This window comes from Pontitalea aquivivens, from assembly GCF_046507575.1.
Lineage (GTDB): Bacteria > Pseudomonadota > Alphaproteobacteria > Rhodobacterales > Rhodobacteraceae > Pontitalea > Pontitalea aquivivens.
On record NZ_JBKFEY010000016.1, the window covers coordinates 53,779 to 67,579 of the forward strand.

Annotated in this window: 17 protein-coding genes; 5 read left to right on the plus strand and 12 right to left on the minus strand. The window is 67.4% G+C overall.

The genetic code is table 11. The annotated features are described in order from the left end of the window. Nucleotides 1-237: 237 nt before the first annotated feature. The gene (locus tag ACK8OU_RS14790) at nucleotides 238-918 is read right to left on the minus strand and encodes an orotate phosphoribosyltransferase (protein ID WP_410304207.1); all 681 of its coding nucleotides are present in this window, start codon (nucleotides 916-918) and stop codon (nucleotides 238-240) included. 117 nt (nucleotides 919-1,035) lie between these two features. Beyond that, the gene (gene pyrC, locus ACK8OU_RS14795; RefSeq protein ID WP_410304190.1) at nucleotides 1,036-2,076 is read right to left on the minus strand and encodes a dihydroorotase; all 1,041 of its coding nucleotides are present in this window, start codon (nucleotides 2,074-2,076) and stop codon (nucleotides 1,036-1,038) included. Between the two features lie 136 nt (nucleotides 2,077-2,212). Between pyrC and ACK8OU_RS14800 the strand changes: the two genes are divergently transcribed. From ACK8OU_RS14800 to ACK8OU_RS14810, 3 genes are all read left to right on the plus strand, one after another. Then, complete coding sequence (locus tag ACK8OU_RS14800) at nucleotides 2,213-2,521, plus strand: hypothetical protein (RefSeq protein WP_410304191.1); 309 nt, start codon at nucleotides 2,213-2,215, stop codon at nucleotides 2,519-2,521. A gap of 143 nt (nucleotides 2,522-2,664) precedes the next feature. After that, complete coding sequence (locus tag ACK8OU_RS14805) at nucleotides 2,665-2,904, plus strand: hypothetical protein (protein WP_410304192.1); 240 nt, start codon at nucleotides 2,665-2,667, stop codon at nucleotides 2,902-2,904. Nucleotides 2,905-3,103: 199 nt separating this feature from the next. Beyond that, a complete protein-coding gene (locus ACK8OU_RS14810) occupies nucleotides 3,104-3,436 on the plus strand; it encodes a hypothetical protein (RefSeq protein ID WP_410304193.1) in 333 nt (110 codons plus the stop codon). Here ACK8OU_RS14810 and ACK8OU_RS14815 read toward each other — a convergent pair. From ACK8OU_RS14815 to infC, 4 genes are all read right to left on the minus strand, one after another. Beyond that, nucleotides 3,425-4,396 (minus strand): phosphoadenosine phosphosulfate reductase, encoded by a 972-nt coding sequence (locus tag ACK8OU_RS14815; RefSeq protein WP_410304194.1) that lies wholly within the window; start codon nucleotides 4,394-4,396, stop codon nucleotides 3,425-3,427. The genes ACK8OU_RS14810 and ACK8OU_RS14815 overlap by 12 nt on opposite strands. Before the next feature lie 123 nt (nucleotides 4,397-4,519). After that, entirely contained in the window at nucleotides 4,520-5,590 is a 1,071-nt protein-coding gene (locus ACK8OU_RS14820) for a glycosyltransferase family 2 protein (protein ID WP_410304195.1), read from the minus strand. A 319-nt stretch (nucleotides 5,591-5,909) separates the two neighbouring features. Next, nucleotides 5,910-6,506 (minus strand): L,D-transpeptidase, encoded by a 597-nt coding sequence (locus tag ACK8OU_RS14825; RefSeq protein ID WP_410304196.1) that lies wholly within the window; start codon nucleotides 6,504-6,506, stop codon nucleotides 5,910-5,912. Nucleotides 6,507-6,647: 141 nt separating this feature from the next. Then, on the minus strand, nucleotides 6,648-7,280 hold the full coding sequence (infC, locus tag ACK8OU_RS14830; RefSeq protein ID WP_458524356.1) for a translation initiation factor IF-3: 633 nt from the start codon (nucleotides 7,278-7,280) through the stop codon (nucleotides 6,648-6,650). Between the two features lie 98 nt (nucleotides 7,281-7,378). Between infC and ACK8OU_RS14835 the strand changes: the two genes are divergently transcribed. Then, the gene (locus tag ACK8OU_RS14835) at nucleotides 7,379-7,996 is read left to right on the plus strand and encodes a hypothetical protein (RefSeq protein ID WP_410304197.1); all 618 of its coding nucleotides are present in this window, start codon (nucleotides 7,379-7,381) and stop codon (nucleotides 7,994-7,996) included. A 103-nt stretch (nucleotides 7,997-8,099) separates the two neighbouring features. On the opposite strand, the gene ACK8OU_RS14840 is transcribed toward ACK8OU_RS14835, so the two are convergent. The 6 genes from ACK8OU_RS14840 to cobA form a co-directional block, all read right to left on the minus strand. Next, nucleotides 8,100-8,912, minus strand: a complete 813-nt coding sequence (locus tag ACK8OU_RS14840; protein ID WP_410304198.1) for a ferredoxin--NADP reductase — start codon at nucleotides 8,910-8,912, stop codon at nucleotides 8,100-8,102. A 136-nt stretch (nucleotides 8,913-9,048) separates the two neighbouring features. After that, nucleotides 9,049-9,420 (minus strand): DUF934 domain-containing protein, encoded by a 372-nt coding sequence (locus ACK8OU_RS14845; protein ID WP_410304199.1) that lies wholly within the window; start codon nucleotides 9,418-9,420, stop codon nucleotides 9,049-9,051. Continuing rightward, nucleotides 9,417-10,175 carry a phosphoadenylyl-sulfate reductase gene (locus tag ACK8OU_RS14850; protein ID WP_410304200.1) on the minus strand — a complete coding sequence of 253 codons (759 nt, stop codon included), beginning with the start codon at nucleotides 10,173-10,175 and terminating at the stop codon, nucleotides 9,417-9,419. Before ACK8OU_RS14850 ends, ACK8OU_RS14845 begins: the two co-directional genes overlap by 4 nt. Then, nucleotides 10,165-11,829, minus strand: a complete 1,665-nt coding sequence (locus ACK8OU_RS14855) for a nitrite/sulfite reductase (RefSeq protein ID WP_410304201.1) — start codon at nucleotides 11,827-11,829, stop codon at nucleotides 10,165-10,167. The genes ACK8OU_RS14850 and ACK8OU_RS14855 overlap by 11 nt, the downstream gene beginning before the upstream one ends. Beyond that, nucleotides 11,822-12,130: a DUF2849 domain-containing protein gene (locus tag ACK8OU_RS14860; protein ID WP_410304202.1), complete on the minus strand. Its 309-nt coding sequence runs from the start codon at nucleotides 12,128-12,130 to the stop codon at nucleotides 11,822-11,824. The genes ACK8OU_RS14855 and ACK8OU_RS14860 overlap by 8 nt, the downstream gene beginning before the upstream one ends. Next, complete coding sequence (gene cobA / locus ACK8OU_RS14865) at nucleotides 12,127-12,924, minus strand: uroporphyrinogen-III C-methyltransferase (protein ID WP_410304203.1); 798 nt, start codon at nucleotides 12,922-12,924, stop codon at nucleotides 12,127-12,129. Before cobA ends, ACK8OU_RS14860 begins: the two co-directional genes overlap by 4 nt. Before the next feature lie 136 nt (nucleotides 12,925-13,060). Here cobA and ACK8OU_RS14870 point away from each other — a divergent pair, with 136 nt between their 5' ends. After that, nucleotides 13,061-13,522, plus strand: coding sequence for an Lrp/AsnC family transcriptional regulator (locus tag ACK8OU_RS14870; protein ID WP_410304204.1), 462 nt, complete (start codon nucleotides 13,061-13,063; stop codon nucleotides 13,520-13,522). Nucleotides 13,523-13,801 lie beyond the last annotated feature (279 nt).

Below are 13,801 nucleotides of genomic sequence, written 5' to 3' on the forward strand. Positions count from 1 at the left end.
CCAATCGGTGGATGCTGCCTATCGGGATAACTTGGGGGACAAAGCCACAAGGCCGCCCCCGGTTGACCGGCGTTTAGCTGTTTGTTGCGCGTAACCTACCACATGTCGTGGTGCCCTGTCGATCCGGGGGGGCGCGCGTGATTCGGGCGCGCAACGATCCCCAGTTTGTCCACAGACCTGTCCCCGGGAAAATCACCCCCGGACCAGCGGCGCCGGGCGGGGGCGAATGCCTGCGGTTCAGGCCCCGCGGCGCGCCTCTTGCCAGGGGCGCGGGGCGGTCAGGAAAGCCTCGACCTCATCCAGCGTGGCCGCATCGAAGGCGCCTTGCGCGCGGGCTTCGGCCAGCACGTCCCACCAGGTGCACAGGTGATGCAGCTTGACCCCGTGGTTTTCCAGCGTCGGGATGGTTTCGGGGAAAATGCCGTAGTAGAAGATCACCGCCGTATGCCCGCAGCTGGCGCCGGTCGCGCGGATCGCATCGACGAAGGACAGTTTCGATCCGCCGTCGGTGGTCAGATCCTCGACCAGAAGCACCCTCTGCCCCTCGGTCATGGCGCCTTCGATGCGGGCGTTGCGGCCATAGCCTTTCGGCTTCTTGCGCACATAGGTCATCGGCAGCGCCAGCCGTTCGGCCACCATCGCGGCGAAGGGAATGCCTGCGGTTTCGCCGCCCGCGATGTTGTCGAAGGCTTCGAACCCCGCCTCACGCATCACGGTCACGGCCAGGAAATCCATCAGGGTGGACCGGATGCGCGGATAGCTGATCAGCTTGCGGCAGTCGATATAGGTCGGCGAGGGCAGGCCGGATGCCAGTGTGAAGGGCTCGGCCGCGTTGAAATGCACCGCCTTGATTTCCAGCAGCGCGCGCGCGGTCAGCCGGGCGATTTCTTCCTTGGCGGGGTAGGCGGAGGGGATCATGGTCATACCTTTATCTTTGCCGGAACTGCGCTTCTTCTTGGTCCAAATACTCCCGCCGGAGGCTCCCGGCCCAACCGTTGGCCGCTCCGCGGGGAGTATTTCAGCCAAGAAGAAGCCTCATCCTTTCACATGCCAGTGGACCGGGAAGCCCGGGTTGAAGACGGTGACGGGGCCCGCCCCGGTGTCGATCCTTTCGGGCCAGTGCGCGGCCTGGTCGGTCTTTTCCAGCGTCAGGCGGGTTTCATTCACGGGCATGCGGTAGAAGGCGGGGCCGTTCAGGCTGGTGAAGGCCTCAAGCCGGTCGAGCGCGTCTTCCTCTTCGAACACATGCGCCAGAAGCTGCATCGTGTTGGTCGCGGTGAAGCAACCGGCGCAGCCGCAGGGGTGTTCCTTCAGGTGGTCGGGGTGGGGCGCGGAATCGGTGCCCAGGAAAAAGCGCGCCTCGCCCGAGGTGGCGGCGGCACGCAGCGCAAGGCGGTGTTCCTCGCGCTTGGCGACGGGCAGGCAGTAATAATGCGGCTTGATCCCGCCCACCAGGATGTGGTTGCGGTTGATGATCAGGTGATGCGTGGTGATCGTCGCGCCCAGATCGTCGCCCTGGCTGCGGGCATAGTCCACGCCGTCGCGGGTGGTGACATGTTCCATCACCACGCGCAGCCCCGGCGTGGCGCGGCGCAGCGGGTCCAGCACGGTATCGATGAAGACCGCCTCGCGGTCGAAGATGTCGACCTCGGGGGTGGTCACCTCGCCATGCACGCAAAGCGGCAGGCCGATCTCGGCCATCTTGTCCAGGACGCCGCGCACCTTGTCGAAATCGCGCACGCCGGAATGGGAATTGGTCGTGGCGCCTGCCGGATAGAGCTTGACCGCCTTGACCAGCCCCGAGGTGGCGGCGGCCGCGACATCGGCCGGGTCGGTATCCTCGGTCAGGTAAAGCGTCATCAGCGGTTCAAACGCGGCGCCTTGGGGCAGGGCGGTCAGGATCCGGTCGCGATAGGCGGCCGCCTGCGCCCCGGTCACCACCGGCGGCACAAGATTGGGCATGATGATCGCGCGCGCGAAATGGCGCGTGGTTTCGGGCAGGACAGCCTGCAGCATGGCGCCATCGCGCAGGTGCAGGTGCCAGTCGTCGGGGCGGCGAAGCGTGATCTGGGTCATGTCCTTGCCCTACACCGGGCGCGGATGCGAATCCAGAGGCGGAATCGCGCGCAATCCGGCCCGGTGCGCGCCTTGGGCCTTGCGGGCGGCGGGCGGGCGCGGCAGCATCGCGCCACACATCCTGCCAGAGGTTGCCATGCGCCCCGTTCCCGCCCTGATCCTGTCCCTGTTCGTCCTTGCCGCCTGCAACGATCCCGGTTTCACGGGGGCGGCCGGCGTGCGCGCGGCGGATCCGGCCGAGGTGGCCGGCTGCACGCTGGTCACGCGCCTGTCGATGGAGCCCGGGGTCTATGGCCCGCTTCTGGCCGGCCAGGGGCTGCGCTATGCGCGCAACAAGATCATGGATCAGGCCCGTCAGGATGGCGCCAGCCATGTCGTCTTTGAACGGGTCGAGCCGGGCCAGGATGTCTATCTGGTGCGCGCCGACGCCTATCGCTGCCCGTAGCGCGCGAACCCTTGCCGAACCGCCAATGCCGCGGGTGCATAGCTGCGTTGCGGCATTGGCGCTGGAACCGCTGCGAGTCCTGTCCTATCTGAGCGTCAACGCGGGTCACTTATCCGCAAGTCGTTGATCAGGAGACAGTCGTCATGGCTTTCACATCCGCCGTTGCGCCCAAGGAAAAAAGCGCCCTTTCGATCCTTTCGCCGATCCTGTCGGTCCCGGCCCGCATCTGGGGCGCGATGCTGGCCTCGGTCGAGCGTCAGGCGGCATGCCGCAGCGCGGAAATCGCGCGTCTTGAGGCGCTGAGCGATGCCGAACTGGCACGCATGGGCCTGACCCGCGATCTGATCGTGCCGCATGTGCTGCGCGATCTGATGCACCGCTGAGGCCTGCCACGTCCGGCCCGGCCCGCGCAGGCGGGCGGGGTCGTCTGGCACCGGGTCCTGGGCGCGCAGGGGCAAGCAGACCGGATCGCTGATCGCAGCTTTGCCCTTGCCCCCGGTTCGTGCCCGCCCGATACTTGCCGCACCGGCCCCGGTGGCCAGGTCCGTGATATACGGCCCGTGTATGCGGCAAGGAGACAAGATGGCCGACAAATCCGAAATGCTGACCCTGACCGAAGTGCGCGGCGACCTGGTGCTGGCGGCGCTTTGCATCGGTCAGTTCCGCGCGCCCTGCCAGATCGAGGATGATCGTCTGCTGGTGCGCGCCGGTGCCGAATTGCTGGCTGCGCTGGCGGCGCTGGGGCTGCGGGTGCGCACCGTGGCCGAGCCCTTTACCCCGGCGCCGCTGTTCGCCCCGGTGGAAGCGCGCCATGGCCGCCGCCAGGTGCAGCATCACGGGGCGCATCTGCACACCGATGACGAGGATGAGGAGAGTGATGAGGCCGGGGGCGTGTCGCCCGCCTCAAACGCCTGATCCGCCGCCGGTGTCGCGCATCGGCGGCAGGCTGCGGCCCTGTTGTGCCAGCGCCTCTTTCAGCGTTGCCAGCCGCGCGCGGAAGTGGGGCGCATCAAGCCGATGCGCGGCATTGCGGCACAACAGCGCATTCAGCCAGACCCGCCCCCCCGCATCCAGCCGCGCCGACAGTGCGCGCAGATAGCGCGGCAGGTCGCGGCGCGCGCGATACAGCCGCCAGAACGCCGCCGCATCGGCCTGGCCATGCATCGCAAGCGCCAGAAGCGGTTCCAGAACGCCCATGTCCGCCAGCATCGCATCGACCGGATCGACCAGGCCCGGGCAGGGCAGGGCGATGACATGGGGGCGGCGGAACAGCGCGGCATGCATCGCATCCAGCCGTGACAGCGGGTCATGGATCAGCAGAACCCGCGCCGCCGCCTCGATCATGTCGGGGGCATAACCATAGCGGGTGGTGAAATCGGTGCGCCGCTGGCGGCAAAACCGCGTGTCCCAGCCCGCCAGCCGCGGGTCCAGCGTTGCCTGCGGTTGCAGCGCCACCACCGTGCAGCCCGGTGCCGCGACCGAAAAGGCCGCCGCCGCATAGCCGCCCGGACCCGCGCCATAAAACACGACGCGGTCGAAATCCTCAAAGAAGGCCTCATCGACCAGACGATCGAAATAGCCATAGACCCTGGGATCGCGGAACCAGCTGTCGTGATCGGCGATCAGCGTCAGGCTGGACCAGCCCGCCTTGCGCGCCGCCCGCAGGCCGAAGGGAAGCTGTTCGCCATCGCCCGCGCGGATCGTGTCGCGGCTTTCGAAACTGACCAGCAGCACCGGCGCGGCATCGGCAAACAGCGCCGCATGGGCCGGGCCGAGGCGTTGGTAATAGCCCTCGTCTTCCCCGATCTCTTCGATCCGGGCTTGCCAGGCGTCCGGGCCGGGCGCGCGCAAGGGCATCGTGTTGTCTTCCATCATCTGCGGGTCGCTGTCCTGCGGGTCGGTGTGATGTCTGCATCATGACAGTAACCGATCACACCTCAAAGCGGGCGGAATTGCGGAGTTTGCTCGGAATTGTGATGGATTGTCCGACGGGGGGTATCAATCCCCGGGCGCGTCGGGGTTTGTTTCCGCGACGCGTTCCGCCGCGCGCCGGGCGTGGTCGGCGATGAAACGCGCCGCGGCGGGGCTGAGCGGGCGGCTGGGGGGGGTCATCAGCAGCCTGCCGAACAGGCCGCGGTAATCCTCATGTGCCATCAAGGCCTCGAATCGCGCCTGCCGCCAGTGCAGGCCCTGATCGTGCAGCGCGCCCAGCACCGGATCGGCGCGCAGGCCCGCGCGCAGGGCGGCGGCGGCATCGGTCAGGCGCGCGATCGTGCGGTCTTCCCCGGCGCAGAAGTTGCGCTCGACCCAGTAGGACAGATCAAAGGCCCCGGCCGCGCGGTTGGCGCGGCCCCGGTCGCATTTCAGCACATAGCTGTCCATCGCGCCCAGGGCGTAATGGTTCAGCTGCGCCAGGGTGTAATTATCCTCGCCCAGGGGCGAGAACAGCCGTCCACGGTGATAGAGCGCCGGCAGTTCGCGCCCCGATCCGCCGAACCAGCGCTGCGCGGGCAGGCGCGCGGGGTCAGGATTGCGCGGGCGGTGCACACCCAGCTTGCGATAGCTGCCATCGTTGCGAAACAGCGTCTTGAACAGCGCCGCGCGCCAGGGCCAGATCATCTGCCGGGGCGCCGCGCGGGTGAATTGCGCAGTCACCGGCTGATCGACATGGCGCACTACGCCGCAATTGCCAAACAGCCGCCAGGTCAGCGGAATCGCGGTCGCCATCGGCAGGGCGGCGCGCAGCGCATCAAGCGTGCCATCGCCCGCGTGGATGTTGACGTATTCGTCAATGTCCAGCACCAGAACCCAATCCGCCGCCGCCATCAGCGGGTGCCGGTCCGCCGCCTTCAGCGCGGCCCATTGCGGCCCGCGCGGCCAGGGGCCGGGGTTGCGCAGGTGGGTCAGTTGGCCCAGATCCTGCAGCCGGTCCAGCATCGCATCGGTGCCGTCGCCGCAATCGTTGGAAAAGACAAGGAAATCCGTGAACCCCACGGTGCGGTGATGGGCCAGCCAATCCAGCAGGAAAGCGGCTTCGTTCTTGACCGTCAGGATCGCCAGATATCGCATGGCGCCACGTTGCCTGCATCCGCGCGCCGCGGCAAGGGGCGCCGGATGTTGTCTTCCGTTTGCCGCTGCCATTTTGTCGCACCCCGCGCGCGGGGTGACTTGACCTAGGTCAAGGTCGCGTCATGCCCTGCGGCCTAAACAGGCTGTAACAGGTTCCAATCTCCCTGAAACGCGGCTCTCCCGCCGCCGGAACCTGCCCGAGGATCGATGCGCTCTCCCTCGCATGATCCCCAAAGCGCTGCGGACCTCCCTTCCGCAGCGCTTCTAATTTCGGGGCCAGAGCCAGAGCCAGAACCACGGACAAGGCCCGTGTCAGGGATCAGATGATGCGGACCTGCGTGCCCACGGGGGCGAGGTTGAACAGTTCGGCAACCATTTCATTGTAAAGCCCGATGCATCCGTCTGACGACCGCCGACCGATCTTGCGCGTGTCATGGGTGCCGTGGATGATATAGGCGGGCCAGGACAGATACATCGCATGGGTGCCCAGCGGGTTGTCCGGCCCGGGGGGCATGTAACGCAGTTCCGGGTTGCGTTCCAGCATTGACGGCGTCGGCGTCCAGTCCGGACCCACGCGCTTGCGCACGATCCTGGTATAGCCGCGTTTGGTCAGCTCTTCGGTCAGCGGGACCGAGGTCGGATAGATCCGGTAATCGCTGCCATCACCGGCCCAGAAATGCAGCGCGCGCGATGCGGTATCGGCCAGGATCGTCGCAGGACCAAGGGTGTCGAAATGATCCTGCCAGCGTTGCGCCCGGAAGGCCGAGGTATTGCGCCGCGTGACCGTATCGCCCTGGCTGCCCTGCGGGCGGGCGGTTTCGGCGGCCAGCAGGCCGGGGGCGGCAATCAGTCCGGCGGTCAGCCCCGTGGCCAGGGCGGCAAAACGGCGGCGGGTGAAACGGTTCGTGTCGGGCATGTCCCTCTCCTGTCTGCGGATCGGGGTCTTGGTCCCACAGGCCCGGGCATTGGGCAAATGACGTTTGCCCACAAAAATTTGATCGGCCGATAAAAAACCCTCCCCGAAGGGGGAGGGTCCGGTTGCGGTTCTGCCGTGGCCTTATTTCGGGGCGATCATCATCACCATCTGGCGGCCTTCCAGCTTGGGCATGGATTCCACCTTGCCCGCATCGCCGACGTCCGCCTTGACGCGGTTGAGAAGTTCCAGCCCCAGATCCTGGTGCGCCATTTCGCGCCCGCGGAACCGCAGCGTGACCTTGACCTTGTCGCCGTCTTCCAGGAAGCGCATCACCGCGCGCATCTTGACCTCATAGTCATGCGTATCGGTGCCGGGGCGGAATTTGACTTCCTTGATCTCGATGATGTGCTGCTTCTTGCGCGCTTCGGCTTCGCGCTTTTGCTGTTCATACTTGAACTTGCCGTAGTCCATGATCTTGCACACGGGCGGCACGGCGGTGGGCGAGATCTCCACCAGATCAAGCCCGGCCTCCTCGGCCATCATCAGAGCGCGGGCCGGGGTCACCACCCCGACATTTTCGCCGTCCGCCCCGATCAGGCGGATTTCGGGCGCGCGGATGCGGTCGTTGACGCGGGGACCGGTGTCGCGCTGTGGCGGGGCATTGTGCGGTCTGCGGGCTATGGTGGCACTCCTTCTATGGCCATTCCAAGAATGGCGCGCAAAATAAGCCCGCTGGCCCCCGCTTTCAACCGGATTCGCGCGCAGGCGCAACAATCACGGATTCTGCATCGCGGCATTGTGGCTTTTCATTCGGGCCCATGGCTGCCATACAGCGCGCGCAGACTAAGGTCTCCTGACAAAAGGAGTGGGAAATGAACAAGATATTGGCTCTGGTGGTGATCGTCGCGGCAATTGCGGCGGGCGCCTATTTCTACATGAATTCGCAACAGGCCCAGCAGGCGGCCGATCAGGCCGGGCAGGCCGCGGAACAGGCCGCGACCGAGGCCGCCGAGGCCCCAGCCGTGACGACCGAGGCCGCGACCGAGGCCGCAGCGGATGCCGCGACCGAGGCCGCCAGCACCGCCGTTGAGGCCGCGACCGAGGCCGCCGTTGATGCGGCGACCGAAGCCGTGACCGAGGCCGCCAGCACCGCCGTTGAGGCCGCGACCGAAGCCGCGACCGAAGCCGTTGAGGCCGCGACCGAAGCCGCCGAAGCCGTGACCGAGAGCGCGCCCGAGAGCGTGACCGCAACCGGGACCACCGAGGCCACGGCCGAGGCCGCGACCGAAGCCGCCGCGGAGGATGCCGCCGCGCAGGCCGCCACCGGGACGGCGCCCAGCCCGCTGGATCAGGCCGCGGCATTGATCGAGGCAGCCTCGGTCGATCCGGCGCTGAAAGGGTCGCTGCAGGCGCTGATCGACTCGGCCCGCGCCAACCCGGCGCTGGCCGATCAGGTCGTGGAAGAGGTAAAGAAGGCGCTGGGTCAGTAAGCCCACCGGCCATCACAGCACAAAGGCCGCCGGTTTCCGGCGGCCTTTTCCATGGTCTGGGCCAGGGGGGGGGCAGGCCGGGGCGACCGGCTGCGCGGGGGGATCAGATCCCGTCGCCGACGAAGGCCTTTTCCACCACATATTCGCGCGGCTCGGAATTGGCACCTTCACGCAGGCCGAAATCCTCCAGCACCTTTTTCACGTCGATGTTGAAGGCCAGGCTGCCGCAGACCATCGCGCGGTCGGTGCCGGGGTCCATCGGCGCAAGACCCAGATCGGCAAAGACCTTGCCCGAGGTCAGATTGTCGGTGATCCGGCCAGTGTGGTGGAAATCCTCACGCGTGGTGGTGGGGTAATACAGCAGCTTGCCCCCGACCATCTCGCCGATCAGTTCGTCATCCTTCAGGCTTTCCACAAGCTGGCGACCGTATTCCAGCTCGGCCACCGTGCGGCAGGTGTGCATCATGATGACCTGGTCGTATTTCTCATAGGTCTCGGGGTCGCGCATCAGGCTGGCGAAGGGCGCGATGCCGGTGCCGGTTGCCAGGAACCAGATCCGCTTGCCGGGCAGCAGCGCATCATGCACCAGCGTGCCCACGGGTTTCGGGCGCAGGATGATCTGGTCACCCGGCCGGATGTGCTGCAGGCGGCTGGTCAGCGGCCCGTCGGGCACCTTGATCGAATAGAATTCCAGCCCCTCGTCCCAGTTCGGCGAGGCGATGGAATAGGCCCGCAGCAGCGGCTTGCCGCGGTCATCCAGCAACCCGATCATCACGAATTCGCCCGACCGGAACCGCAGGCTTTGCGGCCGGGTCACGCGGAAGGAAAACAGCGTGTCGGTCCAATGCGTGACCTCGGTCACGGTCTGGGCGTCGGGCAGGGTCTTGACGGGCGGGATGGTGGCGGCTTCGGTCACGGGCGGTCTCCTCGGGGGCCGGGGAAAAGATGTGGCGCGGATACCGGATTGGCCGGTGGCTGTCCTTGATCGGTGTCAAACCCGCGCAGGGCTCGCGGGGGGGTTTACGCCCCATTTGGCACGACCGGAAGGGAAATCAGCCCTTCAGCCGCGCGCGGTAGTCATTCGCGCGCCAGTCGGCGCGGGTCTGCCACTGATCGGCCGGTTGGCGGGCGGCCAGATCGGCGTGGATTTCCACCTCGTCAAAGCCGGACCGGCGCGCCATCGCATATTGATCGGCCAGAACGTGACCGGCGGCGCGCAACCGCCCCGCAAAGCCCGCCGCGCGCAACCGGCGCGCCAGGGTAAAGCCGCGCCCGTCGCTGAAGGCGGGAAAGGCGATGCGGATCAGGTCCGCCCCATCGGCCAGCGCGGGCAGCGCCGCGGGGTCGGTGTCGGGGGCCAGATCGGTGATGGCGCCGGTCCAGTCCTCGGGGTGGAAACCATCGTCGCGCACGATCACGTTCATGCCACTTTCTCCGTCTTGTCCGTTGTGTGTGCGTCGGCCTTCACGCGCACGGCCTTGCCGCCGATGAAATGGATGCCGCATTCGGTCTTGGCCGAATTGCGCCAGCGCCCCGCGCGCGGGTCTTCGCCGGGCGCCACCGGGCTGGTGCAGGGCGCGCAGCCGATCGAGGGGTAGCCCCTGGCGACCAGCGGATGGCGGGGCAGGCGGTTCTGGACGATATATTCTTCCAGATCCTCGCGGCCCCAATGCGCCAGCGGGTTGATCTTCATCCGGGCCGGGGTTTCCACCTCAAAGAAATCCAGCGCCGCGCGGGTTGATCCCTGATAACGCTTGCGCCCGGTGATCCAGGCATCGAACCCTTGCAGCGCGCCTTCCAGCGGCACCGTCTTGCGCAGCGTGCAGCAGGCGTCGGTGTCGAACTGGTGCAATGTGCCGTCCGGGTCGTCCAGCCGCAGCGCCGCATCGGCCGCGCTGATCCGGCGGATGTCGGTCAGCTTCAGCCGCTGCGCCAGATCCGTCTGATAGGTCAGTGTTTCGGGAAACAGCATCCGCGTGTCGATGAACAGCACCGGCGTGCCCGGCGCGATGACCGAGACCATGTGCAGCAGCACCACCGATTCCGCCCCGAAGGACGACACCAGCGCCACATTGCCCACCGCCGGGTCCTTCAGCGCACGTTCCATCACCGTCACGGCGGCGTGGTGGCGGTAGCGGTCGTTCAGATCCGCCACCCGGGCGGCGATGTCAGGCTGCATCGCGGGCCTCTTGCGGATAAAGTGCGGCCTTGAACGGCGCGGGGCCAAGGCGGCGATAGGCCGCGATGAAGCTTTCGTCGCGCGACAGGCGCAGGGCCAGATAGGCGCGCAACAGCCGCTCGATCGCGGGGATCACCTCGTCATAGGCAAAGCCCGGGCCAGCCCGTTCGCCGATCGCGGCCTGTTCGCTGCCGTCGCCACCCAGCGTGATCTGATAGTTTTCTACCCCCGCGCGATCCAGACCCAGAATCCCGATATGGCCCACATGGTGATGCCCGCAGGCATTTATGCAGCCGGAAATCTTGATCTTCAGCTGGCCGATTTCCTCTTCCAGACCCAGCGCCTTGAAATGCGTGGCCAGACCTTGCGCCACCGGGATCGACCGCGCGGTCGCCAGCGCGCAGTAATCCATGCCGGGGCAGGCGATGATGTCGGACAACAGGCCCACATTGGCCGTGGCCAGCCCCGCGCGCAGCAGTTCGGCGTGAACGGCGGGCAGGTCGGCCTTGGCGACATGCGGCAGGATCACGTTCTGTTCGTGGCTGATGCGCAGCTCGCCATAGCCATAGCGGTCGGCCAGGTCCGCCAGCACCCGCATCTGATCGGATGTCGCATCCCCCGGCGTCGCGCCATGTGCCTTCAGGCTGACGGTGACGATGGCGTGGGTGTCCAGCTTGTGCGCGGCAAGGCTGCGGTCGGCCCAGGCGCGCAGCAAGGGGTCCACCGCCAGCGCCGCCGTAAAGGGGGCCGGGTCGGTGTTGCGGAAGGCGGGCGGGGCGAATTGCGCCTCGATCCCGGCCAGAATGTCCTGATCGACCCCGGTGAATTCGGGGCGGATGCGGGCGAATTCTTCCTCGGTCGCGGTGCGGAACGTCTCGATCCCGGTCTCGAACACGGTGATCTTGATGCGCGCCTTGTATTTGTTGTCGCGCCGGCCCAGCAGGTTGTAGGTCGCCACGATCGCCTCAAGATAGGGCAGCAGGTCGGCCTTGGGCAGGAAGTCGCGGATCACCTGACCGATCAGCGGCGTGCGGCCCAGGCCCCCGCCCACCAGCACCCTGAAGCCGGTCTGGTCGCCCTGACGCACGATCTGCAGCCCGATGTCATGGGCGCGGATCACGGCGCGGTCGGCGCTGGCCCCGGTGATGGCGATCTTGAACTTGCGCGGCAGGAACTGGAATTCGGCATGGTCGGTGGACCATTGCCGGATCAGCTCGGCCACGGGGCGGGGGTCGGCGATCTCATCGGCGGCGGCGCCCGCGAAAGGATCGGCGGTCACGTTGCGGATGCAGTTGCCGCTGGTCTGGATCGCATGCATCTGCACATCCGCCAGCGCCCCCAGGATATCGGGCACATCGGTCAGCATCGGCCAGTTGAACTGGATGTTCTGGCGCGTGGTGAAATGGCCATATCCCTTGTCCCAGCGATCCGCGATCATCGCCAGCTGGCGCATCTGGCCGGACCGCAGCGTGCCATAAGGGATCGCCACGCGCAGCATGTAGGCGTGCAGCTGCAGGTAAAGCCCGTTCATCAGCCGCAGCGGGCGGAATTCATCCTCGCTCAGGCTGCCGTTCAGACGCCGTTCCACCTGACCGCGGAACTGCGCCACGCGGCTGCGCACGAAGGCCTCGTCGAAATCGGAATAGTTATACACTGGCGGCCTCCTCCTGCTTGCCGTGGGCATAGTTCGAGGGGCCGCGGGTGCGGAACGCCTCGCGGAAATGCACGGGCTCGGGGCCGTTGGTCCCGGGTTTTGCATCGGCCAGATAGGCGCCCACGACCCGGTCGCCATGACCCAGCGCCATCAGCAGGCGCAGATCGGCGATAGCCTCATCTTCCAGCAGCTCGGCCTCATGGTGGTGGCGCGACCAGCGGCCATCGGCGGTCAGGTAAATCACATCGCCCGCGCGCAGATCATTGGCGGTGACGACCTTTGGGGTGAAACGGCGGCTCATCGGGCGGTCTCCTGATAGGCGGAATGGGACAGGGTGGCGGGCAGGGGGGCCGCGCGCGGCGCCAGGCCCAGAAGAATGACGGCGGGACCGGACAGCGCGGCACTGTCGGCGGGCAGGCGGGCCAGCGTGGTGGCGATCACCCGCTGATCGGGGCGCGAGGCATTTTCCACCAGGCTCAGCGCCGTGGCGGGGGCCGCGCCGTGCATCAGAAGGCGGCCCTGCAAGAACCGCGCGGCGCGCTTGCCCATGTAGATCGCGGCAACCGCGCCGGGCCGGGCCAGCGCATGCCAGTCCTGTTCGGCAAAGCCCGCCATGTCATGCCCCGTGATAAGACGCAGATCGGCATTGCGCCCGCGCTGCGTCAGGCTTTGCCCGATGGCGGCGGCCGCGGCCGAGGCGGCGGTGATGCCGGGCAGGATGCCAAACCCGATGCCCGCGGCCGCCAGCGCATCCAGTTCCTCGCCCAGGCGCCCGAAAATTCCCGCATCCCCGGATTTCAGCCGCAGCACATCGCGGCCCGCGCGGGCAAATCCCAGGATCAGCGCGGTGATATCCTCCTGCGTCATGCCGGGCCCGAAACCTTCCTTGCCGGTTTCGACCAGCAGCGCCTGCGGCCCGGCCAGCGCCAGAACCGCTGCGCTGACCAGCCGGTCATGCAAGATCACATCCGCCTGCGCCAGCGCGCGCACCACCCCCAGCGTCAGCAGATCGGGATCGCCGGGCCCCGCGCCGGCGAAGGTCACATGGCCCGCCGCCTGCTGCCGCCCCCCCGTCGATCTGTCGTGCTCCGCCATGCGCATAGCCCCCGTTGCTTGCGATCAATATAGGAAATTTTCCCCCTTCCCGACCATTCCCTCTTGCAAATAAGGAACCCTGTTCCATAATTCCGCCCACCAGAAACCCGTTTCCCGCAATGACAAGGATTTGCGAATGGCTGTCCGGCTTGATGACATGGATCGGAAAATCCTTACCCAGCTGCAAGAGGACGCCAGCCAGTCGCTCGACGACATTGCGCGCAAGGTGGGCTCATCCAAGACGCCGGTGTGGAATCGCATCCGCAAGATGAAGGACATGGGCGTGATCGGTCGCCAGACCGTCCTGCTCGACCCCGAGGCGCTGGGGCTTGAGGCCTGCTTCTTCGTGCTGATCCGCACCTCGGAGCATGAGGCGGAATGGCAACGCAAGTTCCTTGCCACCCTGCGCGCCCGCCCCGAAGTGCTTGAGGCACACCGGCTTGCGGGCGATATCGACTACATCCTGAAGGTGCGCGTGAAGAACGCCCGCGCCTATGACCAGTTCTACCAGGCGCTGATCGCCGAGGTGAAGATCCACAACGTGACCGCGCTTTTGTCGATGGAGGAGATCAAGTCCACGACACTGCTGCCGCTGTAACCCTTTCTTCCTGGCGAAAATACTCCGGGGGGTCCGGGGGGCAGGCCCCCCGGCCTGTCCGCAGGCCCAGGGGGGGGGGGGGGGGGGCCCCCCCCCCCCCCCCGGGGGGGGGGGGGGGGGGGGGGGGGCGCGGGGGGGCGGGGGGGGGGCGGCGGGGGGGCGCGGGGCGGCGCGGGCGGGGGGGGGGGGGGGGGGGGGGGGGGCGGGGGGGGGGGGGGGGGGGGGCGGGGGGGGGGGGGGGGGGGGGGGGGGGGGGGGGGGGGGGGGGGGGGGGGGGGG

Coding starts and splice junctions, on each gene's coding strand:
- ACK8OU_RS14790 (WP_410304207.1), bottom strand. CDS start 918: ATGATCCCCTCCGCCTACCCCGCCAAGGAAGAAATCGCCCGGCTGACC.
- ACK8OU_RS14825 (WP_410304196.1), bottom strand. CDS start 6,506: ATGCCCGACACGAACCGTTTCACCCGCCGCCGTTTTGCCGCCCTGGCC.
- ACK8OU_RS14870 (WP_410304204.1), top strand. CDS start 13,061: ATGGCTGTCCGGCTTGATGACATGGATCGGAAAATCCTTACCCAGCTG.
- ACK8OU_RS14800 (WP_410304191.1), top strand. CDS start 2,213: ATGCGCCCCGTTCCCGCCCTGATCCTGTCCCTGTTCGTCCTTGCCGCC.
- ACK8OU_RS14850 (WP_410304200.1), bottom strand. CDS start 10,175: ATGCAGCCTGACATCGCCGCCCGGGTGGCGGATCTGAACGACCGCTAC.
- pyrC (WP_410304190.1), bottom strand. CDS start 2,076: ATGACCCAGATCACGCTTCGCCGCCCCGACGACTGGCACCTGCACCTG.
- ACK8OU_RS14805 (WP_410304192.1), top strand. CDS start 2,665: ATGGCTTTCACATCCGCCGTTGCGCCCAAGGAAAAAAGCGCCCTTTCG.
- ACK8OU_RS14820 (WP_410304195.1), bottom strand. CDS start 5,590: ATGCGATATCTGGCGATCCTGACGGTCAAGAACGAAGCCGCTTTCCTG.
- ACK8OU_RS14860 (WP_410304202.1), bottom strand. CDS start 12,130: ATGAGCCGCCGTTTCACCCCAAAGGTCGTCACCGCCAATGATCTGCGC.
- cobA (WP_410304203.1), bottom strand. CDS start 12,924: ATGGCGGAGCACGACAGATCGACGGGGGGGCGGCAGCAGGCGGCGGGC.
- ACK8OU_RS14845 (WP_410304199.1), bottom strand. CDS start 9,420: ATGAACGTGATCGTGCGCGACGATGGTTTCCACCCCGAGGACTGGACC.
- ACK8OU_RS14815 (WP_410304194.1), bottom strand. CDS start 4,396: ATGATGGAAGACAACACGATGCCCTTGCGCGCGCCCGGCCCGGACGCC.
- ACK8OU_RS14810 (WP_410304193.1), top strand. CDS start 3,104: ATGGCCGACAAATCCGAAATGCTGACCCTGACCGAAGTGCGCGGCGAC.
- ACK8OU_RS14835 (WP_410304197.1), top strand. CDS start 7,379: ATGAACAAGATATTGGCTCTGGTGGTGATCGTCGCGGCAATTGCGGCG.